26 protein-coding genes and 1 tRNA gene are annotated in these 26,475 nt (G+C 33.0%); 7 read left to right on the top strand and 20 right to left on the bottom strand.

Annotation, left to right across the window (positions count from 1 at the left end):
- Positions 1–37: 37 nt before the first annotated feature.
- Positions 38–187 (top strand): hypothetical protein, encoded by a 150-nt coding sequence (locus tag Q4P18_RS05175; RefSeq protein ID WP_303336392.1) that lies wholly within the window; start codon positions 38–40, stop codon positions 185–187.
- On the opposite strand, the gene Q4P18_RS05170 is transcribed toward Q4P18_RS05175, so the two are convergent.
- The 8 genes from Q4P18_RS05170 to dnaG form a co-directional block, all read right to left on the bottom strand.
- Positions 170–1,330 (bottom strand): ATP-grasp domain-containing protein, encoded by a 1,161-nt coding sequence (locus Q4P18_RS05170; protein ID WP_303336390.1) that lies wholly within the window; start codon positions 1,328–1,330, stop codon positions 170–172. The genes Q4P18_RS05175 and Q4P18_RS05170 overlap by 18 nt on opposite strands.
- A gap of 46 nt (positions 1,331–1,376) precedes the next feature.
- A tRNA-Gln gene (locus Q4P18_RS05165) sits at positions 1,377–1,448 on the bottom strand.
- A gap of 64 nt (positions 1,449–1,512) precedes the next feature.
- A complete protein-coding gene (locus Q4P18_RS05160; protein WP_303336386.1) occupies positions 1,513–1,899 on the bottom strand; it encodes a DUF1284 domain-containing protein in 387 nt (128 codons plus the stop codon).
- A gap of 38 nt (positions 1,900–1,937) precedes the next feature.
- On the bottom strand, positions 1,938–2,543 hold the full coding sequence (locus Q4P18_RS05155) for a biotin transporter BioY (protein ID WP_368660190.1): 606 nt from the start codon (positions 2,541–2,543) through the stop codon (positions 1,938–1,940).
- Positions 2,544–2,610: 67 nt separating this feature from the next.
- The gene (locus Q4P18_RS05150) at positions 2,611–3,339 is read right to left on the bottom strand and encodes a type 1 glutamine amidotransferase (RefSeq protein WP_303336382.1); all 729 of its coding nucleotides are present in this window, start codon (positions 3,337–3,339) and stop codon (positions 2,611–2,613) included.
- Between the two features lies 1 nt (position 3,340).
- The gene (locus Q4P18_RS05145) at positions 3,341–4,645 is read right to left on the bottom strand and encodes a Mur ligase family protein (protein ID WP_303336380.1); all 1,305 of its coding nucleotides are present in this window, start codon (positions 4,643–4,645) and stop codon (positions 3,341–3,343) included.
- Between the two features lie 11 nt (positions 4,646–4,656).
- Complete coding sequence (gene xerA / locus Q4P18_RS05140) at positions 4,657–5,520, bottom strand: site-specific tyrosine recombinase/integron integrase (protein ID WP_303336573.1); 864 nt, start codon at positions 5,518–5,520, stop codon at positions 4,657–4,659.
- 160 nt (positions 5,521–5,680) lie between these two features.
- Positions 5,681–6,916, bottom strand: coding sequence for a DNA primase DnaG (gene dnaG, locus Q4P18_RS05135; RefSeq protein ID WP_303336378.1), 1,236 nt, complete (start codon positions 6,914–6,916; stop codon positions 5,681–5,683).
- Positions 6,917–7,369: 453 nt separating this feature from the next.
- Between dnaG and Q4P18_RS05130 the strand changes: the two genes are divergently transcribed.
- The 3 genes from Q4P18_RS05130 to Q4P18_RS05120 all read left to right on the top strand — a co-directional run bounded on the left by Q4P18_RS05130 (position 7,370) and on the right by Q4P18_RS05120 (position 9,507).
- Positions 7,370–8,131 (top strand): RraA family protein, encoded by a 762-nt coding sequence (locus Q4P18_RS05130; RefSeq protein ID WP_303336375.1) that lies wholly within the window; start codon positions 7,370–7,372, stop codon positions 8,129–8,131.
- Between the two features lie 111 nt (positions 8,132–8,242).
- Positions 8,243–8,530 carry a Gar1/Naf1 family protein gene (locus Q4P18_RS05125; protein ID WP_303336373.1) on the top strand — a complete coding sequence of 96 codons (288 nt, stop codon included), beginning with the start codon at positions 8,243–8,245 and terminating at the stop codon, positions 8,528–8,530.
- Between the two features lie 44 nt (positions 8,531–8,574).
- Complete coding sequence (locus Q4P18_RS05120) at positions 8,575–9,507, top strand: transcription initiation factor IIB (protein WP_303336369.1); 933 nt, start codon at positions 8,575–8,577, stop codon at positions 9,505–9,507.
- A gap of 25 nt (positions 9,508–9,532) precedes the next feature.
- Here the strand turns inward: Q4P18_RS05120 and Q4P18_RS05115 are convergent, their stop codons facing one another.
- Together Q4P18_RS05115 and Q4P18_RS05110 are read right to left on the bottom strand one after the other, a co-directional pair.
- On the bottom strand, positions 9,533–11,446 hold the full coding sequence (locus Q4P18_RS05115; protein ID WP_303336366.1) for an MJ1255/VC2487 family glycosyltransferase: 1,914 nt from the start codon (positions 11,444–11,446) through the stop codon (positions 9,533–9,535).
- 39 nt (positions 11,447–11,485) lie between these two features.
- Positions 11,486–12,568 (bottom strand): hypothetical protein, encoded by a 1,083-nt coding sequence (locus Q4P18_RS05110; RefSeq protein WP_303336364.1) that lies wholly within the window; start codon positions 12,566–12,568, stop codon positions 11,486–11,488.
- Positions 12,569–12,618: 50 nt separating this feature from the next.
- Between Q4P18_RS05110 and Q4P18_RS05105 the strand changes: the two genes are divergently transcribed.
- The gene (locus Q4P18_RS05105; RefSeq protein WP_303336362.1) at positions 12,619–13,437 is read left to right on the top strand and encodes a sulfite exporter TauE/SafE family protein; all 819 of its coding nucleotides are present in this window, start codon (positions 12,619–12,621) and stop codon (positions 13,435–13,437) included.
- Positions 13,438–13,463: 26 nt separating this feature from the next.
- On the opposite strand, the gene Q4P18_RS05100 is transcribed toward Q4P18_RS05105, so the two are convergent.
- The 9 genes from Q4P18_RS05100 to Q4P18_RS05060 all read right to left on the bottom strand — a co-directional run bounded on the left by Q4P18_RS05100 (position 13,464) and on the right by Q4P18_RS05060 (position 20,384).
- Complete coding sequence (locus tag Q4P18_RS05100) at positions 13,464–14,318, bottom strand: heavy metal-binding domain-containing protein (RefSeq protein WP_303336360.1); 855 nt, start codon at positions 14,316–14,318, stop codon at positions 13,464–13,466.
- Between the two features lie 7 nt (positions 14,319–14,325).
- The gene (locus Q4P18_RS05095) at positions 14,326–14,649 is read right to left on the bottom strand and encodes a YbjQ family protein (protein WP_303336358.1); all 324 of its coding nucleotides are present in this window, start codon (positions 14,647–14,649) and stop codon (positions 14,326–14,328) included.
- An 8-nt stretch (positions 14,650–14,657) separates the two neighbouring features.
- Positions 14,658–14,849: a DUF2116 family Zn-ribbon domain-containing protein gene (locus Q4P18_RS05090; protein ID WP_303336356.1), complete on the bottom strand. Its 192-nt coding sequence runs from the start codon at positions 14,847–14,849 to the stop codon at positions 14,658–14,660.
- Positions 14,850–14,861: 12 nt separating this feature from the next.
- Positions 14,862–15,650: a TatD family hydrolase gene (locus Q4P18_RS05085; RefSeq protein ID WP_303336354.1), complete on the bottom strand. Its 789-nt coding sequence runs from the start codon at positions 15,648–15,650 to the stop codon at positions 14,862–14,864.
- Positions 15,651–15,658: 8 nt separating this feature from the next.
- Complete coding sequence (gene pyrH, locus Q4P18_RS05080) at positions 15,659–16,333, bottom strand: UMP kinase (RefSeq protein ID WP_303336352.1); 675 nt, start codon at positions 16,331–16,333, stop codon at positions 15,659–15,661.
- Between the two features lie 121 nt (positions 16,334–16,454).
- Positions 16,455–17,855: an MATE family efflux transporter gene (locus Q4P18_RS05075; RefSeq protein WP_303336350.1), complete on the bottom strand. Its 1,401-nt coding sequence runs from the start codon at positions 17,853–17,855 to the stop codon at positions 16,455–16,457.
- Positions 17,839–18,312, bottom strand: a complete 474-nt coding sequence (locus tag Q4P18_RS05070; RefSeq protein WP_303336348.1) for a MarR family winged helix-turn-helix transcriptional regulator — start codon at positions 18,310–18,312, stop codon at positions 17,839–17,841. Before Q4P18_RS05070 ends, Q4P18_RS05075 begins: the two co-directional genes overlap by 17 nt.
- Before the next feature lie 212 nt (positions 18,313–18,524).
- A complete protein-coding gene (locus Q4P18_RS05065) occupies positions 18,525–19,229 on the bottom strand; it encodes an MIP family channel protein (RefSeq protein ID WP_303336346.1) in 705 nt (234 codons plus the stop codon).
- Between the two features lie 42 nt (positions 19,230–19,271).
- Positions 19,272–20,384, bottom strand: coding sequence for an adhesin (locus tag Q4P18_RS05060; protein ID WP_303336344.1), 1,113 nt, complete (start codon positions 20,382–20,384; stop codon positions 19,272–19,274).
- A 455-nt stretch (positions 20,385–20,839) separates the two neighbouring features.
- Here Q4P18_RS05060 and Q4P18_RS05055 point away from each other — a divergent pair, with 455 nt between their 5' ends.
- Positions 20,840–25,072, top strand: a complete 4,233-nt coding sequence (locus Q4P18_RS05055) for a hypothetical protein (RefSeq protein ID WP_303336341.1) — start codon at positions 20,840–20,842, stop codon at positions 25,070–25,072.
- 226 nt (positions 25,073–25,298) lie between these two features.
- Positions 25,299–25,751, top strand: coding sequence for a hypothetical protein (locus Q4P18_RS05050; protein ID WP_303336339.1), 453 nt, complete (start codon positions 25,299–25,301; stop codon positions 25,749–25,751).
- A 5-nt stretch (positions 25,752–25,756) separates the two neighbouring features.
- On the opposite strand, the gene Q4P18_RS05045 is transcribed toward Q4P18_RS05050, so the two are convergent.
- Entirely contained in the window at positions 25,757–26,332 is a 576-nt protein-coding gene (locus Q4P18_RS05045; RefSeq protein ID WP_303336337.1) for a ZPR1 zinc finger domain-containing protein, read from the bottom strand.
- Positions 26,333–26,475 lie beyond the last annotated feature (143 nt).

Genomic DNA, 26,475 nt, shown 5'->3' with positions numbered 1-26,475 from the left:
ATTCTCTTTTTCATATTTCTTTTTTTAGGTATTTTTTATGAGACGAAATCCTGTAGATCAGTGGCTGGCAGATCCAGACAATAAAGCCAAGGTTTTTATTTGGATGACCAGAGGAATGGTAATCACTACTTTTCTCATCACTATTGGTCTTATCGTATTTATTTTGCATTTAGTCGGTTTCTTCTAAATGTTCTATTTTTAATGTTGTTGAAGTTACATCTTCAATTAATTTTTCCAGATTTCTGTTTTTTTCTATTATCGTAAGCAATGGCTCTCCTTTTTCTGTTATGGATCCGTCATGGGGCAGGTCATAAATATTTTCAAAAGGCAGAGGCTTAAACTTATTGGTTTCGTTTGCATATATTATTTTCTTATAGCTATATCCATTTATTTGAGGTACATCTATCAGATTTCCTTCACATGCCTGGATGTGTGCATATAGCATATTGGTATTTAGAACTTTTTCACAACATTCATAGGTTCCCTGGATTCTGGGATTCAGTTCAATAACATACAGCCCATTCTCATTGGCTATGAAATCGATTCCGTTTGACCCGATTAATTTAAATTCCTTTATCAATCTTTCGGAGATGTCTTTCATTTCATCATTCAATTCCTCTGCATTGGGCAGCATCTCTTTTGTAAGGGGCAATATATTTCCTATATATAGGAAATTGTCTTTTTGACCAAAATCATTGGCAGTAAGCAATCTTGAATTAATCAGGTGCCTTGATTCGGTACCGTTTCCTAATGTTGATGAGCTTACGTTAGTTCCTGAAATATATTCCTGCATGATCCATCGGGATTCTTCAGTGTTTATTTGATTTAAGCTATCATTATTTAATAGGTTTATATTGTAACCTCCACTTCCTGAAAGAGGTTTTAAAATATATTGTTTTGATTCATTATTTTTATTAATTTCAATAACTTCATCTATATCATTTACATAAAAAGTTTCAGGAGTTAGATATTTGTTCTTTATTTTATTATAAAATTTAAATTTGTCTTCAATATTTCCAATATTCAAATTTCCAAGGATTTTCTTTCTATATTGTTTGAATTCTCCTTTGAAATCTGTTGAACAGACTCCACTTTGAAGAACTATCTTGTCTGCAACCTCCAAATATTCTCTTGAGGCATCCAATATGCTTTCAGGAGAATACAATTCTTCAAAGACTCCGCAGGACTGATCTTCACATTCATTTAAAATGCACCTTGAATTTTCGATATTTGGAAAATCAGCAGTTTGAAAATAGCTAGTTGAGAAAACATTATAGTCTAATTTTAAAGCAGAATTAACTAAACTTCGAGTATTAATCCCTATTATCAATAAGTTTTCCATAAAATCATTAAAAAAAGTAATAAGTAAAAAAGAATAGTCCCGAGCGGAGTCGAACCGCCGTCTCCGGGTCCAAAGCCTAGAAGGATTACCACTACCCTACGGGACTATTTGATGTATGTGTTATACAACAAATATATATCTTTATTATCTACTATTTAAAGGTATCGATTTTAAAGATTTTGGACAAAAAGACACTTGTCCATCCATTTGCAGTTGCTGCAGATATCCTTTACAGAACTTTTGGTTTTAAAAATGCTATTGATTAAATCAAAAAGCTCTTTAGAACTTTCAAAATCAGTTTTAGACAGTTTTTCCAATACTTCATCATCCATTTTTATAATTTTCTCATTTTCCGTCTCATCAACACAAATGCCGTTGACCAGATTAGGACAGGCTTTACAGATATCATCTGGATGATTGCATACACTTATTCTTGTGTCTTCTTTTTTTCTAATCTCATTGATACAGGTCATGTTTTCAACAAAACTCTCATCATAGCCATATCCCTGAAATCCCTGAAGACATAAAATGTGATGTCCTCTCAAATTAAGTTTCATTATAATCAAAAAAAAGTTGTTGAATAAGATTTGAAATCTTATTCCTTTGGTAAAAATACTTTTGAGACTGCACCGAGTCCTAATATTTTTACAATATCTCCAAATATGAATGGTACCAATCCCATGAATAATAAGCTGGAGATGCTTAACATAGTTCCGTAAGTTAAGTAATTCCATAATGCTAAACCAGCTAATCCTGGAATGTAAATAAGTGCAAAGTTAGCTACTCCAATTACTGCAATTGCACGTTTGAATTTACGTGAACCTGCATATTTTTCTGTAATTGATCCGATAAAGTAGGATGCAATTATAAACCCTAAGAAATATCCGCAAGTGGAACCTAAAACAATATCCAATCCACCTGTCATTTCTCCAAACCATGGAACAAAGAGTATACCAATTACAATATATAAAATCTGTGATAATGCACCGTATCTTTTACCTAAAATTAAACCAGCTGCCAATACAGCAAAGGTTTGTGCAGTAATAGGGACAGGAGTCCATGGTAATGGTATTACGACTTGAGCCATAACACCTGTAAAACAAGCCATTAATAATGACATTAAAATTTTAGTGGCTGTGTTTGAACTTTGGAGTTTGTCAAACACATTTTTTCTTGTAGTGTAAAAGTCATTAATATTGATATTCATTTTTTCCTCCTAATTAATCCATAACTACTTATATTTTGGTTTAATTAGTATAAATATCTATTTATTTAATGATACGATTTACCATGCTATTATGTGCCATTTGTTCAATTTTGTCATTTAACTTGGCTATTGACTCAACTCCATACTTCTGTTTTAGGGCATTCAATATTAGCCTGTCAGCTAGTTGCGGATTTTTCGGAAGAACTGGTCCGTGAAGGTATGTTCCTATAAAGTTCTTGTAAACAAGTCCTTCTTCACAATCTTCACCGTTATTCCCATTTCCTGCTAAAACTTTTCCCAAGGTTTGGTAATCATGATAGGTGTGTCCTCCATGATTTTCAAATCCAACTAGGGTTGTTGGATTAAGACCAATATGATTTTTAAGGACAATATTGCCGATTAAAGGTTTTCCGACACTTCTTGTCTCAACATCGAAAATTTCCAGACAAGGTATAGAATTCCCTTCAGCATCAATATATCTGCTTCCAAACAATTGATAGCTTCCACAAATGGCCAATACGACCCCTCTATTTTCCACATATTCCTGTAGGAATTCTCTCTGTTTTAAAAAATGATCTGAAACCAATGATTGGCCGTGATCAGAACCACCGCCAATTAGCACAATATCTGTTTCTTCCGGATTGAAGTTGGTTGATGTCCTTTTGGTGAAATTCTGGATGTTGACATCAATTCCTCTCCATAAGCATCTTTGTTTTATTATTTGAACGTTTCCCCTATCCCCATACATGTTTAGGATGTGGGAATACATATTGACGACATTTAATTCCATTTTATTCATCTCCTATTTTGTCCACAAGAATTTTACGGGCTTGAGGGACTGCACTTTGTGTTCCAATTATGTATTTGCTGTTGTTTCCTTCTTCATTTAACAGGTCTTCAATTGAATTTTCCATGCTGCATTTTGATGGGCATAATTTAATTTTATCTAAATCAAAGTCCTCATATTTTAATCTAATTGCCATATCTTCGGCCCTACTTCCACCACAGTAGAAATTATCGATATTTCCTGTTTTAAGAATGTCTGAAAAGTCAGCATCCCATATCCATGAAATGTCCTCTCCATCAATTTCTGAATCATTTAAGATAATCATCAATGATTTTTCTGACGGATCCAAAGTTGCCGCCTTCAGAACTTCGGTAAGGCTTACTGGATTTTTTGATATGCTAAGGACTACCTTGTTCCCATTTATTTCAAATTCTTCCATTCTTCCTTTTTCGGATTCAATGCCTTCAATCTGATTTTTAATAGTTTCACAGTCAATGTCTTCTTTTCTAGCTAGACTAATTGCCGCAATTGTATTGTATAGGTTATAGCTTCCAAGAAGATTCAATACTATTTGGCCTTTTTTGTTGACCTCAAATTCGAATTTCCCCTCTTCATTAATTCCAACATCTGTCACTGTGTAATCAGATATGGGATTTTTCACACCGCAATTTGGACAGTGGTATTTTCCTATATTTCCATAATGTATATACTCATACTCTAGTCTGGCTCCACATTTTGGACAGAATATCAAATCCTCAACGTGGGTGTTCCTTTGGGAAAAGTCGCTGTGATTTTTCGAGTAATATATCTTTTCATTATTCAAATCGTCAAAATATAGTGTTGACGGATCATCCCCATTCAAAATAAGTGTTGTTTCAGGTTTTATTGATTCATGTACGGAATTTATGGTATATTCTTCAGCACCATATTTGTCAAGCTGGCTTCTAAAAAAATTAGTTACTATTATGTAATCGGGGTTTATTAGTTTGCTAACAAGAGGCATTGCAGCCATATCCACCTTGAATATTCCCCAGTCATATTTGGCACATCCGTCATAAACAACGGTCTTGTGCTCTGATTTATCCATATTTGATTCAGTAACGTTTGAAATGACTGAATTGTCATGTTCTAGGATATGGTTAAGTATGTTGGTGGTTGTTGTTGTTCCATTTGTTCCTGTAACAAATGCTGTTTTTCCACAGTTTTCTCCGATTGTTTTTATAATGTTTTCATCTAGCACCAGTTCGGCTTTATTTTCCTTTAATTTGCATATTAAATTTCCAGCTAAAACTCTCATATTATTTTTCATTTTATCACGGCTTAATGTGTTTTAGCTTGATCATATACAGATTTGATAGTGTCCATATCAACACTAGTATAGATTTGTGTTGTTGATAGGCTGGAATGACCAAGTAATTGTTGGATAACCCTAATATCAACTCCGTTTTTAAGTAAATGTGTTGCATATGAGTGTCTTAAAACATGGGGTGTCACTTTTTTTGTAATCCCTGCCTTTTCACCATATTTTTTAATCATCAGTTGCACATATCTAGGAGTAAGAGGATTTCCCCTTCTATTTGTAAACAGATGTTTGCTGTCTGTTTTTCTTAGATTGAGATATTCTAATATTAATAGTTTAGCATTCTTGTCGAAAAGAACGACCCTATCCTTGTCTCCCTTTCCCCTAATCAATATGGTTCTTTCTTCAAAATCGATATCCTTCACGATTAAATTTACCAATTCTGAAACCCTCAATCCTGATGAGTATAATAAGGTTAAGATTAGCTTATCTCTTGATTTTATAATTTTCTGGTTTTCATTGTCACTTTCAGGGTTGTATGTGACTGCCTCAATCAGATCTTGGACTTCTTTTTCATTTAATGATTTTGGAAGTGATTTTGTCCTTTTAGGGGCGCTGATTTCATCTAAAAAGTAGATATGGTTAAATTCCAGGAATTTTTTGACAACAACTGTAACAAGATAAATGTAATTTTGAGTAACTTCCTTGTCCCTTTTCAGATGTTGGATATATCTTTTGAAAATTCTTAAAAATTGCCTGTCATCAAATAGCTTTTCCTCGTTTTGTAAAAACTTATAAAAGTTATTTATGATTGAATTATATGTTTTTATGGTGTTTGGAGAGTAATTTCTAATTTCCAGTTCAACCAGATAGTCATCTATCATTTCATCAAAATCGAAATAATCTAGAAGATGTATCTTTTCCCCATTTCTATAGACTGGAAACACTGGAATATTTTCTTGAGAATGGTTGTTTGAAGGTTTTGTTCGAATATACTCATCCATATTCTCACTAGCTAAAAATAAAAAAAGTTAATGGATATATTTAATCCATTGTAATAATTTGTAAATTGCGTGGTTTCTTAACAATATTTGCAGATTTGAAAGCTACGATCCTGTTGATGTTTTTGGTTGCGCAAATATCCACCAATCTTTGGCTTACAACACCGTCAAATATTATCAAGTCGATTTTTTCATCACTTTCTTTAAGTTCATTGTAGAGATTTTCGACTGCTACCTCTTTTGTGATGTTCAATGCTTCATCAAGAAATGCTGCGGTTTCTGAGTCTTCAAATTCCTTAAGCATGTCTTTCATTAAACTTACTTCGTCATCCTCTATAGCAGGTTTTTTCTCTTCCTTTTTCTTGTGATGGTATTTATCTTTCTTGTGATTGTTCTTTTTATGATGATGGTTGTTGTGCTTATTTTCATTATTTGGGATTATGTCCTCATGTGTTGCTAAAAACTGCTCTGTAGGAACTTTATCTCTTAAAGCTATTAAAACTTCATCTTTTTCAAGATCTTCAACTTCTTTTCCTTTTGGAGCTCTTGTAATGTAGTCCACATCACCAATTTGGAGCAATTCTTTTAAGATTAATTCTCCACCGCGGTCTCCGTCAACAAATGCAGTGGTGGTTCTTTTTTTACTCAATTCTCCAATGGAGCGAGGTACACTAACTCCCTCTACAGCTACTGTATTTTTAATGCCATATTTTAATAAGTTTAAAACGTCTGAACGTCCTTCTACAACAATGATTGCATCGGAGGTATGTATATTTGGTCCTGCAGGTAATCTGTCCTCACCATATTCGGAGATTTCATGTACGCGCATTGCATCTCTTACTTCCTCAATCATTTTGACGCTGGTTGGGCCAACGCTGTCAACCATGCTTTTATAGATTTCTTTTGCACGATTTACCACTTGCTCTCTTTTAACAGCCCTTACATCTTCCACTTTTAATGTGTTAATTCTTGCTTCACAAGGACCAACACGGTTGATGGTTTCTAGGGAAGCTGCAAGTATAGCGGTTTCAACTCTATCTAAACTGGATGGAATAACGATTTCTCCTTTTGATCTTCCACTATTTGCTCTCATCATAACTTGGATTCTTCCAATTCTACCAGTTCTTTGAAGTTCTCTTAAGTCTAAGTCATTACTAAGCAAACCTTCGGTCTGTCCAAAAACAGCTCCAACGACATCTGGTTTTTCAACAATTCCATTTGCATTAATCTGCGCATGAATTAAGTATTTGGTTGTTGTTAATTCTTCTCCTTTTCCCATGATTAAGCCTCCTTAGCTTAACATATTTAGGGATAATTTATGATTAAATAATTAAATTGATTTAATTCTTATAAATTATACGTAAATACAGTTATTAATTTATATAAAGTCATTATTTAATTTAAAAAGAGTTTATAATTATTATTTAAGGAGTATTTTTAGCTAAGGCTATAAAGATACTTTTTTTTTAGATTATTCTTATTGTTTTTAAGTAATTTATTTAATTTTAAGTATTCTATTTCTTTTATTAGCTTATAATCTCCTATAGTTTTTGTTTTGAATGATAAATGATAATAATAATTGTAATTTAACTCTAATTAATTAATATGTATTATTTTATAATACTTATTTTAATATATGATTAAACTAATATATAAAAGTTATATTAAGTAAATATTTTATATTTTGGAAGATAAATATTATATATTGAAATTTCTTAAACTGGTGAATTAAATGTCTAAAGATGTATTAGCTAAATCTAAATTAAATAATAATAAAAATATTAACAAAAAAATCGATATTCATGATATTACTTTAAAAGATGTTACTATTGATGATTTAGAGTTAGGTAAAAATAATTATAATCAATTTATCAATTTAAAAAATCTTTTAGATGGAATATCTTCATGTCAGCTCTCTGATGCATACAACAATCTTTTTAGAAAAACTGGTGTTGTAAAAGGATTGAAATCAATTAACAACTTGAAAGCTTATGGTAGGATTGCTACAGCTAAAACCAATTCTGATGATTGGGGAACAGGAATTGTTGCTATTCACGGATGTGAAAACCGGGAGATATTATTTATTGAATCTAGCAATACTGATTTGGCTATTTGGGGTGAACTCGCTTCAACTGACGCTAAAAATAATGGTGTTTCAGGTGTAGCCATCTATGGATCTGTAAGGGATATGGAGGCTATTCTATTTTTGGATTTTCCAATTTTTGCATCTGATTTTACACCAAATGCAGGTAAGCCATTGGCTTTGGGCACTATAAATGAAAATCTAATTATCGAAGGGGAAATTATTCGTCCAGGTGACTTCTTTTTAGGAGATAAAACTGGAGTCGTTGTAATTCCAGCATCATTATTCGTGCAAGTTATTAATGAAGTTCTTATGATTAAACTTTCTGAATTGGGAATTACTGAACAGTTAGATGAGGGCAAATCTTTAATGGAGATTACTGGTTTGATTAATCCTGCTGATTTGGAATAGTAAATTATTTAAAACAAGTATATTTTAATATATAAATGTTCCGATACATTTATATACTACTTTTTAGTAATATATAGTCTGTTGATACAATTATTTTTTTAGTCTGATTTTATGAAATTTTTAGGAAACAGTTTACATATTGCAAATTCTGGAAAGCTAATAGCAAGAGCTACTAAAACTCCAAATGCCGGAGGCATAGTTTTTGATAGCAATAATAATAAGATAGGCAAAGTTAATTATGTTTTTGGACCTACAAAAAATCCATATGTGTCTATTAGGTTATTCAAATCAGCTAATATTAAAAGAATTAAGAAAAACTATGGTGAAAAACTATTTGTATCAAGACCTAAACAGAAAAAATCTAAACGAAGGGGGAGAAGACCACGAAACAAAAATTAAAAGAAGCTCCTAAGGATGTACACGTTAAAACTGAAAAGGAAATCATGCAAGGTGACGTATACGATAAGGATAAACAAACAGTATGTCCTGAATGTGGATCTGACAAATTAATCGGCGATTATGAAAGAGCTGAAGTTATTTGTGCTTCATGTGGTTTGGTTATCGACGAAAATCTTGTTGATATGGGTCCTGAATGGAGGGCTTTCGACCACGAGCAAAGAGATAAACGTACTAGAGTAGGTGCTCCTATTACTTACACCATTCACGATAAGGGTTTAAGTACTATGATCGACTGGAGAAACAAGGATATTTACGGTCGTGACATTCCAGCTAGAAACAGGGCACAATGGTACAGATTAAGAAAATGGCAAAGAAAAATTAGGATTTCTGGTGCTACAGAACGTAATTTGGCATTTGCTTTAAGTGAATTAGATAGAGATTCCTCAAGATTAGGTCTTCCAAGAAGCGTAAGGGAAGCTGCATCCGTTGTATATAGAAGTGCAGTAGACAATAAACTTATTCGTGGAAGAAGTATTGAGGGTGTTGTGGCTGCTTCTTTATATGCGGCTTGTAGAAGATGTAATGTTCCACGTACTCTTGATGAAATTGCCGAAGTTTCAAGAGTAACTAAAAAGGAAGTGGGAAGAACTTACAGATTCTTAACTAGAGAATTAAATATTAAATTGCCTCCAACTTCACCTGTTGACTATGTTCCTAGATTTGCAAGTGAATTGGGATTGTCTGGAGAAGTTCAATCAAAAGCAATTGAAATAATTGAAAAAGCTATGGAAAAGGGTTTAACTTCTGGTAGAGGCCCAACTGGTGTGGCTGCAGCTGCATTGTATATTGCATCTGTTTTGCTTGGTGAGAGAAAAACTCAAAGGGACGTTGCTGATATTGCAGGCGTTACTGAAGTTACCATTAGAAATAGATACAAAGAATTAACAGAACAACTTGAAATGGGTGTAACTTTATAGTTCACCTTTTAAACTTTTTTTTTAATTAACTGTATTTTTCAATGCGATAGATCAATTCATTGATTATTCCGTTATTGTTTGTTTTTTTGATTTCATTTAATCTTTTTTGATATTTTGGAAGATTATCTAAGAAGTTTTTAATTTTTTTCATATTAATGCCTTCATTATACTGTCCAAATCCTAATTTTTCAACATAAAAACCATTCAGGACCTGTTCAAAGTTTCCGCTGGCAGGAATGCTGAATGTTGGCTTTTTAAGGTATAATGATTCACTAATGAATGTAAATCCTCCATTTGCGATGACTGCTTTTGAAGTTGATAAATCCTCATACAGCTGCTGTTCACTAAATTCCCTAAACTGCAGGTTTTCATCTTTTTTGGAGGTGTTAAATCCATATATTATGAAATTTTCATCTAATTTTTTAAGTTGGTTCACAAGCTTTATGTTATTGGAACTTGTCTGATAAACTACAATGTGATCCTCAACTGTTGGCTTTAGTTTTAGTATGTCCTCACGCAAAACAGGTGGATAGATCACCGCTCTTTTGTGGGGCTTTATTTTCGGATAGAAGAAACTTGTCAGAATGTGTATCTTTGGTTTTATGACATATCCTTTTATTATTGTTTTTGATTTAAGGAGAGCTGCCTTATGCTTTGGAGGGTAGTCAATTTTTGTTTGTGTAATCATATGGATGTTATCTAAGCTTATTAACGGAATTTTAAGAAGTTTAGAAACCATACTTCCATATATCTCGAAATCGGTAACGATTACATTAGGTTTCAGTTGCCTTGCTTTTTTATATAAAATCTCATATCCCTCTTTTAAGTTATGGGGATTGTTTTTTAAGGCATTGTAGAATGTTTTTCTGTTGGAAACCTGGTTGTTTTCATAAACGGTATTGAATCCGCCAATTTCATAAACATTGTCAAATTTTTCACTAAGGTAGCTGTATGCCCTTTCGCTTGTAAAAATATGGACGTCATATTTTTCCTTTATGGCGTCAATTATAACTCCACTTCTTATGGCATGCCCAAGGCCTTCTCCACAAACAGTATAGAATACGACTTTCTTGTCTCTGTTTGGTATTTTTAATTTCAATGGATATTGGGCATTTTTCAGTCTTTTTGTAGCCTTTTTAAAATCATTGTTACGTTTATCGAAATCCTCTTTTAATTTTATTATATTTTCAGATTCAATAGCTATTTCATCCAATCTTTTCCTGGATGCTCCGCTGGGATTTGAATGGCCAAACCCATAATTCAATGATTCGGCATCTGTTCTTTTTCCTATGAAATCGTTAAATGTACTTTTGCTATATTGGCGGGCAACTGTCAGAAGTCCTTCTTCTTCTAGCCTTCTTGTTGAAACACCTATTTTCGGTTTTCTAAGAACTTTGAATCTTTCTTTTTTTGCTATCCTTTCAATATAGTCTGTGTCTTCCCCGAAGGTAAGCTCTTCATTAAAACCGCCGAACTCGTCATGAAGTGATTTTTTAACAATTATTCCGTAACATCCTGCACCATGAGGCTTTATGCTTTCAACACTCATCATGAAAATGTTTGCGAAGGTATGTGTTATTTTATCCAAGGTTTTTTCGGACAATGGGGTCATTTGTGTAATTCCAATTCCCAAACGCTCCATTCTAAATTCATATAATAAATCATTTAAGTATTCGTCAGTTAGCTTTAAATCAGAATCTAAAAATAGAATGTATTCTCCTTGAGCTACTTCAGCACCCCTATTTCTACCAACTGCAGGCATGCCTCCATCAACCACGACACAACCGTAATCCTCTGCAATTTCGCGGGTTTTGTCAGTTGAGTTTGCATCAGCTATTATTACTTCATAGTCTTTAAAGTTCTGCTCTTTAATACTATCCAATAATACTGGAAGATATTCTTCTTCATTATATGTTGGTATTACAATACTTAAAATCATTAATTAACCTTTATAGATTTCATTAATTAAATTTTTTTCTTAGAAATATGAGTACCAATTCCACGATAATGTAAAGTGATCACAGGTATGATTCAGTTTTTCCGACAGTTCGAGTGTTAGGTTATGTTCATTTAAGGATGGGTCTATATGATAAACAATCTTGTCGCTACTTGCATTCACGTATGTTATTGGAAAGTCATCAGTTAGGTTAAGATTATCGTCCGGATTGTAAATGTCTACTTCGTAGTATTCAGGATTAGCTCCCCATATGGAAATGCTGATTCTCAAAAGGATTATCATCAAGCCGATAAAATAAGGCACTCCTCTATTTAAATAAAACTTTATCTGGGAGTGAGGTGTTTTCAAGTAATCCGGTTTATATTTTATGCAGGCTTTTATGAAGTTTTTTTGTTTAAATAGCTCTCCACAGAATCTTAAAATGTAATATTCATCCCAATATATGAAAATGGCTCCGAACAATCCCAGTGCCCCAGGAGTTCCCATTATTCCACCATCGAAAACTCCAATGATTAGTATGGTTAGGAAGAAACATAAAAGAATTTCAATTAGAGGTTCCCTTTTTTGAACAGAAAGGAATCCTGAAACAACCAATATTCCAATTAAAACCGCAACAGGAATGCTGAATATGCCGATATATGCAAATAGGCTTGTTGCAGTATTGATATTGCTTTCAATCAATGGCTTTATGGTGCTTGTTAGGAGTTCTCCCAAAACAGATTTAATAATATGGGAATGCAAGATGCTGGTTGTTGAAAAACTTGGCCTTATGGTTATGAATATTGTATTAATTCCAGTTCCAAGTCTCAAACGCAAATAAACTTCCAATAAAAGTCCAATTGCAAATAGCAACATTGCACTTATAATTGATATCAACAATAATTTATTGGGTTTGAATTTAATATCCCTAATTTTATATGCCTGACTTATTATCAAAAACAAGCCAAATAAAACGAAAAATAAAATGTCCTTTCCTTTTGATGATCCCATTAGAAATAGGTATGTTATGGGTCTGATAAATGGATTCAAGGCATCGGTTATAAATAGCAATCCACCAAACAATATTAGGATTACTCCCGCCAGGACAGTTTTATTGATTTTCATATTTAATTATTTATACACTTTTAAACATATAAATTAATAGTTAAATTTAGGTGATTATTATTTTTTCAATTGAATATATTATAGGACTTGCATTAATAGGAATCGTAGCAGGTTTCGCATCAGGATTATTGGGTGTTGGTGGAGGATTTTTAATTGTTCCTCTTCAACTATTCCTAATGGAATCAATAGACGTGGATCCAAGAATTTCAATGCTTGTAGCTCTTGGTACAAGTCTAGCCATTATTATTCCAACTTCAATAAGTGGAGCTTATAGGCATAGCAAATCTACAAGCAACATGGTCAAACCAGGTATAAAGTTAGGTGTTTTCGGTATTGTCGGGAGTTTGATTGGAGGACAATTAGCTTCAATATTGCCTACCGACATTTTGCAGTTTATATTTGGAATATTTTTAATTTGTATAGCTATATATAACTTCCTTACAATTAATAAAAAGGACAGCGAATCCAAAATAAAGTTTAATCTAATAAATGCTGCAATAATAGGTATTGGAATAGGAATCCTTTCAGGATTGTTAGGAGTTGGTGGTGGAATATTCGTCATTGTGGCTTTAACAGCCCTTTTAGGATTTGCCTTGGTAGATGCGGTTGGAATTTCCTCAGTCTACATATGTTTAACTGCAGTAGGTGGAGTAATTTCTTATATTGTATCTGGATGGGGTGTAAATCCGCTTCCTTACTCTGTAGGGTACATAAACCTTATCAACTGGTTTTTCATAGCTATCTGTTCAGTACCTCTCGCTTACTTTGGAGCTAACGTATCTCATAGCTTGCCTGAAAAAAGATTAAAACAAGTATTTGCAATAATTTTGGTTTATATTGGACTTAGAATGTTAGGGGTTTTACCTTAACTTCTCTTTTTTTATAATTTTAAGGTTTATTTTATCAGCACGGCAGTTCCATGAGCTATCACTTGGAATCTTCCCTTCGCCATATCAACCAATTCAAATTCTATTTTTAAATTAAGGACACCGTTTCCGCCTGCCTTTTCAATATTGTCTGCAAGATTGTTCAATGCATCATATTGGGCTATTTTAAATCTTCTGAGGAGGTCCTGATCTTCTTTTTCAAAATTTGATGAAACCATTTTCGCTCTTTTTTCAAAGGCACTGCTTCCAACAAAAGGACCGAAATATTGTTTAACTTCACCTTTTAAAGGGTGGGTGGTTGTATAGAAATAGAATCCTCTTTTATTTATAAGAAGACAGTTTTTATTTTCATTGTAAAATGTCTTTTTGCTTATTTTTACTGGAACAGGCTTTTTCAGAATCTTGTGGTAATATGCTTTTTTCAGTTTATAATAGGTTGCATCTGTTATTTTCTTGAAAAAACCTAAAAAATAGGAGATTATTCCTAAAATCACTACGATTAGGATGTAGTTTATTAATGTCGGCAGTGCCGCTTGCAATATTACAAGTGCGGAGCCGACTGTTATGACATTAAATCCCAGGGTAGGGTTAAATAATATGAAACCATAAATTACTGTCACAATAAACAGTATAAATGCGCTGATCGCTCCTATGCTTTCATGTAAAAATTTAAGGGCCAAATATGTTTCAACATAGCCTGCAACTAAAGGAGCAAATAGCAAACCAAGATTCCAACCGAAAATAGCTATATTAAAATATAAAAAAAATTGATATGTTAAAATTCCGCTTAAAGTACCGATAGCAATGAAGACTGCTGCTTTTCCTGCTTTTATCAGTTCCGGCTTTGAAAATTTTGATTTCATATTTATTCTATTTATAATTCACAGCGGTTCCATAGGCACTTACAAGAATTGTGTTTCCCATGGTTCCGCCCAGGTTATCATAAGAAATTGAAATTCCGATTATTGCGTTCGCTTCAAGTTTTTCAGCTTTTTCCTGCATACTTTGCACTGCAATATGTCTTGCTTTTTCAATTTCCTCTTCATATTTTGATGTTCTTCCTCCCACTACGTCACGAACTCCTGAAAATAGGTCTTTGTATACATTGGAACCTATTAATGATTCTCCTGTAACTATTCCCTTATATTCAACTATTTCTTTGTTGTCGATTGTATTGGTGGAGGAAAGTAACATTTAAACACCTATTTTAAAAACATCATTACTGCCCATACAATAATAAAGACAACTATTACGCCAAATAACACGAGTCTTGATTTTTTATGTTGGGCTATTTTTTGATCCCAGACTTTTTGACAGTCAGGAGAACAAACTAATTCATCTAAAGGTATTGGGGTTCCGCAAATTGGACAATGTTTATGTGGGTCTACAGCCATATTTTCACCATTTTAAATTTTAAAGAATTTTCTTGTTGTTTTTGTAACTTCTTCACCTAATTTTTCTGAATCTTCCCCTTTGTAATATGCTATTGTATTAAGGATATGTGGAAGATATTTAGGTTCATTTCTATTTTTCTTAGGTTTCACATCAAAGTTTTTCGGTATTAGGAATGGAGCGTCAGTCTCAATCATTAATTTGTCTGAAGGAATAGCAGTAACTGCTTTCTGCAATGATTTTCCTCTTTTCATATCACAAATCCATCCAGTAACTCCAATATGACAACCTAAATCAATGTAATTTTCAGCTTCAATTTTAGTACCTGTAAAACAATGGATAACAGATTTTTTAGCTATTTCCGGATGCCTTTCTAGTATTTTATACATGTCTTCATGAGCATCACGTTCATGTAAAAATAATGGCATGTCGAGTTTTTCAGCCAATTCAATTTGTTTTTCAAACCATTCTCTTTGAACATCCCTTGGAGAAAAATCCCTATTGTAATCAAGACCGCATTCTCCAATTGCTACAACGCACGGGTTTTTAGCTATACTTTCAAGTTCTTCAAGAGTTTTCTCGTTACAGGTTTTAGCATCATGTGGATGAACACCTGATGTGGAATATAATGTATCTGGAAATTTTGATGCATATTCGCTAGCTATTTGGCTAGAATTGACATTTGTGCCTGTTATAATGAATTTTGAAACGCCTGCTTTTTTGGCTTCCTCTATTATTTCCTCCCTATTTTTTCTAAAGGAAGAGTGCATTAAGTTAAGGCCTATGTCAATAAGATTTTCCAAATTATCACCTATTGTATAATTTTAGTTCCAATGTCTTCTCCATTTATAGCCTTTTCAAGATTTTCAGGTTCAAATCCATTAGCTATTATTGTTTCAAGAGAAGATCTTTTAATCATTTGAATTGCAGTCATATCAAAGATTTCATAGGTTCCTGCTTTGGTTTCCTTTCCACTTACAAGTTCAATCATTTCATCAGGAGTTATTTCTTTAATTAGTTCTGCATCTTCGTATTTGTTCGGATCTTTATCAAACATTCCATCAACGGATGTTAGGTTTATGAGTTTGTCTGCATTTACATATTCCGCCAGGATTGCTGATACGGCATCTGTACTGTGTGCAGGTTCAGTTCCACCCATAACAATGATTTTTCCGTATGCTGAGTATTCTGCAGCTTCTTGGAAATTATGTGGTATTCTTTGGTATGCATAGTCTCCAAGAGCAGATAATAATATTCTTGCATTGATTCTTGTAACTTCAATTCCGATGTCGTCACATTGTGCTTCACCAGCTCCTAAGTTACGAACCATACTTATATAGTCTCTTGCAGGTCTTCCTCCACCAACTACTACAAATAGTTCATGTTCTTTTGATAATGATTTTAATATTTCACTATATTCCTGGAATTTTGCATGGTCATATTCTTTTAAAAGAATAGATCCACCGATTGCAACAACTATTTTCATTAAATATTCACCTTATATATTTATCTCTTAGTTAATATTTAAATTTTAATTTTTTTAAAAGAAGTGTTTCAATTGGAAAAAGTTGTTCTAATCAGCTAAAAATAAAAAAAGAGGGAGAATGCTAGTTTTCAGCTTTCTTTCCAAAAAGCTTTTTACATTCTCTTATGAAGAGTTTTGCCCATCCAAATCCTATCATTGATCCGATGAAACTTCCTACGATTAATCCGGAATAAATTCCCATGTATCCGAGGCCCATAGCAATACCAAATGTATATGCCAGTATAACTTCACCTATCAATGAACGTATGACTGTAATTATTAATGATGTGGTACCTCTTCCTACACCTTGGAATATGCAACTTCCAGCCATACCGAAAGGCATGAATATCAGGAACAAACTCATTATTCTCATTACTTCTGCGATTTTATCAGTCAGATATGCTGTTTCTGCAGAGTATGAGAACAACAATGAAAGTTGCGGTGCAAATATTATCATGATTGCTCCCAATATTATGGATATTATGAATCCGACTTTTATGGTGTAAGTAAAACTTGTATTCATTTTCTTGTAATTACGAGCACCATAAGCAGCTCCTCCCACTGTTAAAAGAGCGGTTCCTAATCCCATAAGAGGTATCATTGCCATTTGGACAATTCTCATGGTTGCGGTATAGATTGCTACTTGTGTTGTTGTTGAAACAATTACAAGCATTGCATTTATACACATTACCAAAAGGGAAATAATTAGCTGTTCCGCAGTTGAAGGTATGGCGACTTTCAAAATCTCTTTTGTCACGTATTTGCTTGCCTTGAAATTGGATAGCTCTAAATCCATGTATGTGTCCTTTTTAATCCACATCCAGTAGAACATCACGATACAGGAAATTATGGATGATAGGATTGTTGCCCATGCAGCTCCAGCAATTCCCATATTTAATGAGTAAATGAATATTGGATCTAAAACTATATTCAATATTGCAGTAATTGCAATCGCTATTGTTGCTCTGTTAACGTCACCTTCTGATCTTAGAATTGCGGACATTACAGATGCGAATATAAATACAATCATCAATCCGAAAATTACGTAGGAGTAAGCCATTGCGTATTTCATTGTAGGTGCTCCTCCCATTATTGTAATGATTGTAGGAAGCAAAGGAATTAATATGATCGGTATTACGATACCTATTATTGTACTTATTAGAATTGAGTGAAGTGCAGCATTATTTGCCACTTGCTTATTTTTTGCTCCGATTGCTCTTGCAATCAATGAGTTTGCACCTGCACCAATTCCATTTCCAAGACCTATGATTATCATAAATAATGGTGTTATGAATCCTATAGCTGCTAAGGCATCTGCACCAAGACCAGATACCCAAATACTGTCTGCAAGGTTGTATAGCATAATCAATAACATTGATAATGCCATTGGGAGTGCTAATTTTCTAATAGCCCGTTTTGGTTCTCCCCTTATAACTTCAATATTTTTATGTGTTTCTTCTTCGAATTCATTTGCCTGAGCCATCAAAGCCCTCCATATTGATTTTTTTATTTATTTCCATTGTTTTGATTGCCACTTGTTTCATTATATCTTCAAGATTCTCTTTGGGAATATCTACCTGGGAGTATATTTCTTCCTCCCATTTCTTATTCGCTTCAAGAATTTTTTTAGCTATTCTTTCACCGTCTTTATTTAGGGTTAGAATGCATTTTCTGCGATTGTTTTCATCAGTTTCTTTTGAAATTAGGTTTAAATCTTCCAGTTTTCTAATTCCTCTGGCTACTGATCCCTTACCTATTTTATAGTGATTAGCTATATCATCCTGACATGCCCTATTATTGAATAATAAGTATATTAAAAATGCAGATTGGCCTGCATTAATCTCTTCATCTTCTAATACTTTGTTTAGAAAAAGATAATGTTGTTGTTTTATGAATGAAAAACAAGCAGTTAATGGAATATTGTTATTCTCTATGCTCATTGTATTCACTGATTTCTGTTTTTTATAAATTTTTAAATTTATATAATTACATTATTCAGTCACATATATAAATGTTGCCTATGCAACTGTTGTTAAAACAATTATTTAAAAAGCTACTGTTTAACTTTAAACAGTATTGTCTTTTCTAGAAGATGTTTAGAAAAAAAGTGTTGAAATTTTTATTTGTTTTAAAAAATAATGGAATGATGAAATTAGATTTCATCATAAGGTAAAGTTTTGTTTTCTGGATAAAGATATTTGTATATTAAACCAGCTACTAATGCACCTACTAAAGGAGCTACTATGAATAACCAAACTTGGCTTAAAGCTTGTCCGCCCATGAATAATGCTGGTGCTAAACTACGTGCTGGGTTTACAGAAGTTCCAGTTAATGGAATTCCCATAATGTGTACAAATGCTAAAGTTAAACCAATTACAATACCTGCAACGCCAGCGGTTTTTTCGGTTCTGGTAACACCAAGAACAGTAAATACAAATACAAATGTTAAAATTGCTTCTACTACGAATGCTCCGCCCATAGTTATTCCAACACTGGATGCAGATCCGAATCCGTTTTGACCGAGACCGGTGGTTAAGTATCCTCCAAGTGAAGGGCAGGAATTAATGAAGTAAGCAAGAATTGCAATTCCGATTATTGCTCCAATACATTGGAAAATTACGTACAAAATAAAATCTTTGGTATCCATTCTCTTTGTAATCCACATACCGAAAGATACGGCAGGATTAATATGACATCCTGAAATGTCTCCGATTACATAAGCCATTGCTACGATTGATAAACCGAAAGCAAAAGCGATTCCTAAATTACCGAGGATGTTTCCTGCTATTGCAGCACTTCCACATCCGAAAAGAACTAAAACTAAAGTTCCAATAAGTTCACTAATATACTTTTTCATTTTTTCATCTCTCCTTGTTTTTCTAAATAGTATTAAATTCTTTTACTTTTTAAACTTTATTATTTTTTTAACACGTTTTACTAATAGGTATACTAATAAAACAAGGATTATGATTGATAAAAATGGTAGGATGTCAATGAGTATGGATTCATTAGTTTTATCAAAGCTGTATGAACCTTCAAAATCCATATGCCTATAATCTGTATGGTTTGCAGTTATTTTTGCAAAATTATATTGGAGATCGTCGTAACTGAGGTATGCGCCCTGATAATTGATGTAGTCTGGAGCCTGATTATTTTCATCCATGTATTTCTTAACGATTCCACCCATTTCCATATACTGGTATATGGAGTAGGAGTCCTTTGCAAATATGGAATATTTTAAAGGGGATGATGGATTGTCATAGCTGGATGGGTTGTCAATACCATTTCCGTTAAGATAGGAGCTTGTTAAATAAAGCAATTGTGGAGCACTATAGCCGTTATATGTTTTATCGGCATCTATTTCTCCAGATGAGTACATTTCACTGCTTCCTTCAGCCATTTTGCTTACTGGAATCTTATGTGTCACAAGTAATGCTGAATTGGTTGAATCGCCCTTTTTAGGATTTTCAATTGCATTAATAATTTCTTCTGCAATATATTTGCTGACTTCATCATTATTTGTGTTTATATAGCCGTCAGGACCTGCATCCGGATATTTTTGAAGGGGTTGGATATATGAAACTCCAGATTCGTTCAAAAATTGTCCTGGATTGTTAATACCTGCAAATGTTCCGTTTGAATAGTTGTCGTCCCATGCCCTTCTTAGATTATTGGAGGTGTCCAAGTCAAAATCGCCACTGTTGATGTAAATGATTTGATCTGTGGTAACGGCTGCATATTTGGCCATAATATAGAAACTTCCAGCACAGCAAGCTCCTAAAACCACTCTCACATCGTCATTAGCTTCAATAGCTCTTGAACTTTCCCCAGGTTGGGGGGCATAATTGTCTACGGTAACTTTGATTTGTCCATTACTAAGTTCTTCAACATATTTGCTAATTGAATCAAGCAATGCCTTGTCTGCGTCGGGATTGGCAATATTGTCTGATGTTAGAAATACTGTGGTTGCAGATACGTCAGCTACCACCACATTAATTAGCAGAATTGCCAATATAAAAACAAAAATATTTTTTTTCATCAAGTTTATTTTATTAATCTTATATTATTTTAAATTTCGTAAACGGATTATTTTTTTGAATGGGAATATTTTATATTTTAATAGAATTTAATTGCTTTAAATCCAAAGTTTTAAATATTTAACTCATCTAAAAGATTTTTGGAGGATTTGATGATGTTATCTTTTATTTAAGTCAATATTGTTTTTTATTTGGAAATATTGGGCAATATTAGCATTGGAAATAGTGCATTTTTTATATCTTTGATTTTATAAAATTTCAAAGTTTAATAAGGTTAATCCATAATTTTATTTTAATTCATGCGTTATTTTTAAATTAATAATTCATGCTGAATATTTTAAGTAAATGCGAAGTAAATAAAAAGTTTAATAGCTATTTAATAACTCACGTTAATTAATTTAGATAAAAACGTCCTCAGGAGTTATTAATAATGTTTAAATCTAAAGATATAAGACATTTTATCCTAATTGTATTTATAATGTCCTCAATGGTTTTATTCGCCGCTTCAAATTCTCTTGCGGAGGATGTTGATGAAATTGGGGAAAATGCGATGGATAATTTGGAAATCATTGAAGAAAATTCTCAACAGCTTAATGTAAAGTCAAATAATATAGGAACATTTCAGGATATTCAAAATGCTATAAACGGCGCAAAAAACGGTGATAAAATTATTCTTGATAAGGAGGAGTATGTTGGAAATGGCCAAACAATAAATCTGGACAAATCAGTCAGTATTGTTGGCAAGGAAGGTATGAAGCCAATTTTAAATGGAAATAATTTGGAAAGAATCTTAAGAATAGGAGGAAATGGAGACAATCTAACTATTGAAAACTGCGAATTTATAAATGGATACTGTCCTAATAGTGGTGGCGGAGCAATTTATATTCTCGGATCAGATGTTGAAATCATAAATTGCGTTTTCAGAGAAAATGAAGCTAAAGCGGGAGGTGCAGTTTATGGAGATTACGTCAGGGTAGCAGTTCCCGACGCTGGAGACAATACAAAGGTTATAAACTGCACATTCTCTAACAATTTCGCTTATACTGCTGCGGGGGCATTAGGCCTTTATGGATTGAATAATGAAGTTATAGGATGTATTTTTGATTCAAATGAGGTAAACAATAGAAAGGGAAATATGGCAGAAACTTTTGGAGGAGCATTGCAATTGGGAAAGGATGAAATTAAAACCAATTCAAAATGCATAAACTCATTATTTACAAACAATAGTGCCATATCAATATTTCCAGAATTTTATTCTCATGGTGGTGCAGGATGTGTTAGGGATGGTGTTGAATACAGAAACTGTACTTTTATTTCAAATAAGGCAAGTCAGGGTGGAGCGTTAACATACCATTCCTCAGGAATCATCTCAGATTGTGTTTTTATCAACAATAGTGCATTTGAGTTATATGGTGGTGCATTAAATACAGGATATTTGACTTCCAACATGAATTTATCTATAATTAATTCAATATTCGATGGAAATTCCGCTCCTCAAGGAGGCGCATGCTTCTTAAATGGGGAATTTGTTTGCTTTGACAATTGCAGTTTGAAAAACAATATTGCAACTCATGAAGGTGGAGCAATATTTATTAAGGCAAAATCAACTTCAATCGAAGACTGTTTGTTTGATGATAATATAGCTTATATGAATGGCGGGGCATTATATATCAATGCAGACTTAACAAACATTCAGAATAATCAGTTTTACAATAACGAGGCTACTCCTCATTTTTTTAAAATAATTGATGGCCTTGGAGGAGCTATCTACATAAACAGTATTAATGCAGTCATTGATGACAATTCATTCAGATACAATGTTGCAAGAAACGGCAGTGCAATTTACATAGATGAAAATGCTGACAAGATTATCATAAATAATAATGAAATGTGCGAAAATCAAGCATGGGTTTATAGATTATCCATATCAGCTCCAGAAAACCCTATTTTATATGGTGAGGATGTTGAATTGAATTCTGTCATTTACGGAGGAAACAATATAGCTAATTGCTCAAACATCGGTGTTTCAAATGCAATTTACAATGCTGCAAATGTTCATAATATTGTAATTGACGGTGCAAACCCTGTTATGGGAGCAACCAACTCTGGAAAATTGTATCAGGACGATAGGGAGTTCAATACAAATATTTTATTAACAGTTGTTCATGAAGATGGATCTGTTGTCTATAACGACACATTATATTCTGATGTGGACGGTAAAGCAAGCATTAATTTAAAAAAGCTCAATGCTGGTAACTATAATGTATATTCCACCCATATTGAGGACAATTACTATAAGGGGATTTCAAATCAAACAACATTTACAATAATTCCAAATGCTGATGTTCAGATTTCCAAAATAGCTAACAACTCACAGTACAATTATAAGGATTTGGTTTTATGGAACTTGACTATTAAAAACAGGGGACCGAGCAATGCAACAGAAGTAGTCATAAACGATCTTCTTCCAGAAGGTCTTGTTTGGGTCTGGGACAATAGTGAAGGACAGTATAATCCCGAAACCGGTGTCTTAAGTTTATCAAAACTTGATGATGGAACTGGAATGAACTTGATTATTGTTACTCAAATAAACAAAACAGGAAATCTCGTAAACCATGCAAACATATCTTCAAATGAATATGATTATGATTTGGAAAACAATGACGCTTCAGAATCCATTTATGTAAATCCTGCAGCTGATTTGTGGATTAATGAAACAATCAGCAATCCAAATCCAAGTTTTGGAGATGAAATCACAATTTCAATAAAGGTAGGCAACGATGGTCCTGATGATGCTACTGGTGTTGTTGTGTCTGATTTGATTCCTGATGGTCTTGTTTGGGTTTCTGATGATGGTGAAGGTAGTTTTGATGCTGGTGTTTGGGATGTTGGTGTTTTGTCTGTTGGTGAAACCAGAACTTTAGCTATTGTTTGTCGTGTAAATAAGACAGGCCAATTTGCAAATGATGTTGATGTTTTTGGAAATGAATATGATCATGATTTAACCAACAATAATGATTCAAAATCCATTCATGTCGACAAAACTGTGGATTTGTGGATCAATGAAACCGTCACCAATCTGAATCCGAATTTCAAAGGCGAGTTAACTATTATCATTGAAGTTGGCAATGACGGTCCTGATGATGCTACTGGTGTTGTTGTGTCTGATTTGATTCCTGATGGTCTTGTTTGGGTTTCTGATGATGGTGAAGGTAGTTTTGATGCTGGTGTTTGGGATGTTGGTGTTTTGTCTGTTGGTGAAACCAGAACTTTAGCTATTGTTTGTCGTGTAAATAAGACAGGCCAATTTGCAAATGATGTTGAAGTTAATGGAAATGAACATGATTTGGATTTAACAAACAATTTTGATTCCAAAACAATAGATGTTGCTCCTGCTGCCGATCTTTCAATTGTAAAAACCGTTGACAACAAACGTCCAGATTATGGTGATGTGGTCAAATGGACAATAAAAGTTAAGAATAACGGCCCTGATTCAGCTAACAATGTTAAGGTTGCTGAAAAACTTTCAGAAGGATTGATGATTATCAATTATGATTCAACATCTGGAAATTATGATGTCGATTCAGGTATTTGGAATGTTAATTCAATCGAGCCTGGTTGCTCAGAATTCCTTAATGTATATTGTAAGGTAATTAAAACAGGCAATATTAAAAACGATGTTTCAGTAATTGCAGACGAGTACGATAATGACTTAACCAATAACAAGCATTCAGAATCAGTCTCATCCCAACCAACTGTTGATTTGGCAGTTGAAATTTTAGCCAATAATTCAAATCCCGATTATAAGCAGAAGGTTTTATTAACATTGATAGCTACAAATAACGGTCCTGATGATGCTACTGGTGTTAGTGTGGCTTACAATATTCCTGATGGATTAATATTGGTGGGAAGTGATGGTGATTTCGACAATGGATTATGGAACATTGGAAATTTAAAGGTCGGTGAAAACAAAATCCTAAACTTGGAATTTTCAGTCAATAAAACTGGTGACATCATAAATCATGGTGTTATTTCAGGAAACGAATTCGAAACCAATCTGGAAAACAACAATGGTTTAAACACACTTCATGTCAGACCTGCTGTGGATTTGGATATTTCAAAATCAGCATCAAAGCTAACATATTCAATTGGCGAATTTATTGAGTATATTGTTAAGGTAAAGAATAATGGGCCTGACAATGCTCATAATGTGGTTGTAGAGGATATTATGGATCAGTATATGCTTTTCAGTAGCTATTCTGCAGATGTGGGCATATTTGAAAACAACGGTAATTTATGGCATGTTGATGAACTGGAAAATAATCAGTCAGCTACTTTAATATTTAAAGCATTGGCTCAAAATGCTGGAATTGTTCTTAATAAGGCTGTTGTAAGTTCTGATGATTTTGATTTTGATGAGTTCAACAATTGTGTAGAATTGGGAGTTTCTATTGAAAATCTGATGGAAAATGTTTCAAACAAAACTTCAGAAATTCTCTATTCAAATTCTGATAATCCTTGTGGACACTTAATGGAAAATCCTGCTGCAAAAGCATATTTAAGTCATTTGGAGCTTGAAAAAACAGGATCTCCAATAATGATATTGATAATGTCCATCATTATTTTAATTCCATTTGGCTTTGGTTATTTTTCAAGAAAATAATATTGGATAGTATTTAATCTATCCATTTTTTAATTTTTTTAAAGTGGCCGAATTATTGAAATAATACTAAATAATTTTAATACTTTTGTTCATAACTATAAAAACTATTGACTCTTTTTACAATAATTTGCATACCTTTAAATAGAACTTCGTATAAATATTATATTGTAATAAGGATGTAAAGACTTATTTTTCTTATTATTTCGCAATTTTCGTGGTGAAAAATATGGTAGATTTTGAAGAACAAGAAACTAATATTGAAGAAACCGAAGATATTGTAATGGAAGAATTAGACGAAGACGATGAAAAATTGCCATTTGCAAAAGCAGAGGTCGTCCGTTTAATGAAAGAAAATCTCGACGATGACAAAATGATAAGAGAAAGAGTAAAAGTTGAGATGAACAAGTTTTTAGGTGAAGTTCTTAAAAATGTATGTAAACAATTAAACGAATATCCATATACTACTATTGAATATGAGATGTTAAAAGAATCAACTTATCCATATACTAACATTGAAAGAATTAACCAAGAAAAAGAAAGAATTTTATTACATTTGGAAGCTATTAAAGCTGATTGTAACGCTTTAGCTATGGACGTTAAGAAAACATTAAAATTAAAAGACGTAGTTGAAGAGGATGACTTTACCATTAGTTTAGTAGCTGATGATGAAGAAGAATAGACTCTTCATTCATCTTCTATTATTGTAAAACCAGTTTTCAATTCTTTTAATTCCTCTTCAGGAATTTCTTCTATTTTTACATTGTCACTTACGATGTTACTTTGGCCGAAAGGGTCATAAATTATTAAAGTGGCTTCTGATGTTCCATCACTAAGTGAATCTAATTTTTCTAGAACTAGCTTTGCATTTTTTTGAGCTTCCTCTTCAGAAAAGAGATTCAATGCTTTTTTTGTTGCATCCTTGAATCTTGTTATTATTCCTTCAACATTTGTTACGTATCCCTCTGATTTTGGACCAGGTTCCACCTTCACTCCAAGTTCTGGAATGCTTACTGTTGCAGACTGGGATCTTACCACACGCACTGATAAATTATCTTTGTTTATGTCTATGGTATATTTTGCTGGGTCATGTTGTTCTAGAGCTATAATGTCATTGTGTTTAAATCCACATTCATCACAAAGAATTGTTGTTTCAAGCACTTTTCCGAAATGAGGGATTTCAATTTCTCTCATTATGGATTTGGCTTTATTTTCAGCTCCACAGGCAGGACAATTTATTACCATTGAATTTATTTCATCCATATCTTTTCCTCCTATTTTTTTCAATTGATATATATTATTTAATTTATTAGGTTATAAAATCACCATATTTAATAATAATAAAAGTTATAAATATATCTTAATTATAATTTTATAAATTATTCGTTGATTCCAATAATTATAAT

This window comes from Methanobrevibacter sp., from assembly GCF_030539665.1.
Lineage (GTDB): Archaea > Methanobacteriota > Methanobacteria > Methanobacteriales > Methanobacteriaceae > Methanocatella.
The sequence above is the reverse complement of the archived record's forward strand: the minus strand, read 5'-3'. Positions and strand labels throughout refer to the sequence as shown.

Excerpts from the sequence above, each read along its gene's own strand:
- Q4P18_RS05175 (WP_303336392.1), top strand. The coding sequence starts at position 38 with ATGAGACGAAATCCTGTAGATCAGTGGCTGGCAGATCCAGACAATAAA.
- Q4P18_RS05160 (WP_303336386.1), bottom strand. The coding sequence starts at position 1,899 with ATGAAACTTAATTTGAGAGGACATCACATTTTATGTCTTCAGGGATTT.
- Q4P18_RS05150 (WP_303336382.1), bottom strand. The coding sequence starts at position 3,339 with ATGGAATTAAATGTCGTCAATATGTATTCCCACATCCTAAACATGTAT.
- Q4P18_RS05145 (WP_303336380.1), bottom strand. The coding sequence starts at position 4,645 with ATGAAAAATAATATGAGAGTTTTAGCTGGAAATTTAATATGCAAATTA.
- xerA (WP_303336573.1), bottom strand. The coding sequence starts at position 5,520 with ATGATAGATGACTATCTGGTTGAACTGGAAATTAGAAATTACTCTCCA.
- dnaG (WP_303336378.1), bottom strand. The coding sequence starts at position 6,916 with ATGGGAAAAGGAGAAGAATTAACAACAACCAAATACTTAATTCATGCG.
- Q4P18_RS05130 (WP_303336375.1), top strand. The coding sequence starts at position 7,370 with ATGTCTAAAGATGTATTAGCTAAATCTAAATTAAATAATAATAAAAAT.
- Q4P18_RS05125 (WP_303336373.1), top strand. The coding sequence starts at position 8,243 with ATGAAATTTTTAGGAAACAGTTTACATATTGCAAATTCTGGAAAGCTA.
- Q4P18_RS05120 (WP_303336369.1), top strand. The coding sequence starts at position 8,575 with ATGCAAGGTGACGTATACGATAAGGATAAACAAACAGTATGTCCTGAA.
- Q4P18_RS05115 (WP_303336366.1), bottom strand. The coding sequence starts at position 11,446 with ATGATTTTAAGTATTGTAATACCAACATATAATGAAGAAGAATATCTT.
- Q4P18_RS05110 (WP_303336364.1), bottom strand. The coding sequence starts at position 12,568 with ATGAAAATCAATAAAACTGTCCTGGCGGGAGTAATCCTAATATTGTTT.
- Q4P18_RS05100 (WP_303336360.1), bottom strand. The coding sequence starts at position 14,318 with ATGAAATCAAAATTTTCAAAGCCGGAACTGATAAAAGCAGGAAAAGCA.
- Q4P18_RS05095 (WP_303336358.1), bottom strand. The coding sequence starts at position 14,649 with ATGTTACTTTCCTCCACCAATACAATCGACAACAAAGAAATAGTTGAA.
- Q4P18_RS05090 (WP_303336356.1), bottom strand. The coding sequence starts at position 14,849 with ATGGCTGTAGACCCACATAAACATTGTCCAATTTGCGGAACCCCAATA.
- pyrH (WP_303336352.1), bottom strand. The coding sequence starts at position 16,333 with ATGAAAATAGTTGTTGCAATCGGTGGATCTATTCTTTTAAAAGAATAT.
- Q4P18_RS05075 (WP_303336350.1), bottom strand. The coding sequence starts at position 17,855 with ATGGCTCAGGCAAATGAATTCGAAGAAGAAACACATAAAAATATTGAA.
- Q4P18_RS05070 (WP_303336348.1), bottom strand. The coding sequence starts at position 18,312 with ATGAGCATAGAGAATAACAATATTCCATTAACTGCTTGTTTTTCATTC.
- Q4P18_RS05065 (WP_303336346.1), bottom strand. The coding sequence starts at position 19,229 with ATGAAAAAGTATATTAGTGAACTTATTGGAACTTTAGTTTTAGTTCTT.
- Q4P18_RS05055 (WP_303336341.1), top strand. The coding sequence starts at position 20,840 with ATGTTTAAATCTAAAGATATAAGACATTTTATCCTAATTGTATTTATA.
- Q4P18_RS05050 (WP_303336339.1), top strand. The coding sequence starts at position 25,299 with ATGGTAGATTTTGAAGAACAAGAAACTAATATTGAAGAAACCGAAGAT.
- Q4P18_RS05045 (WP_303336337.1), bottom strand. The coding sequence starts at position 26,332 with ATGGATGAAATAAATTCAATGGTAATAAATTGTCCTGCCTGTGGAGCT.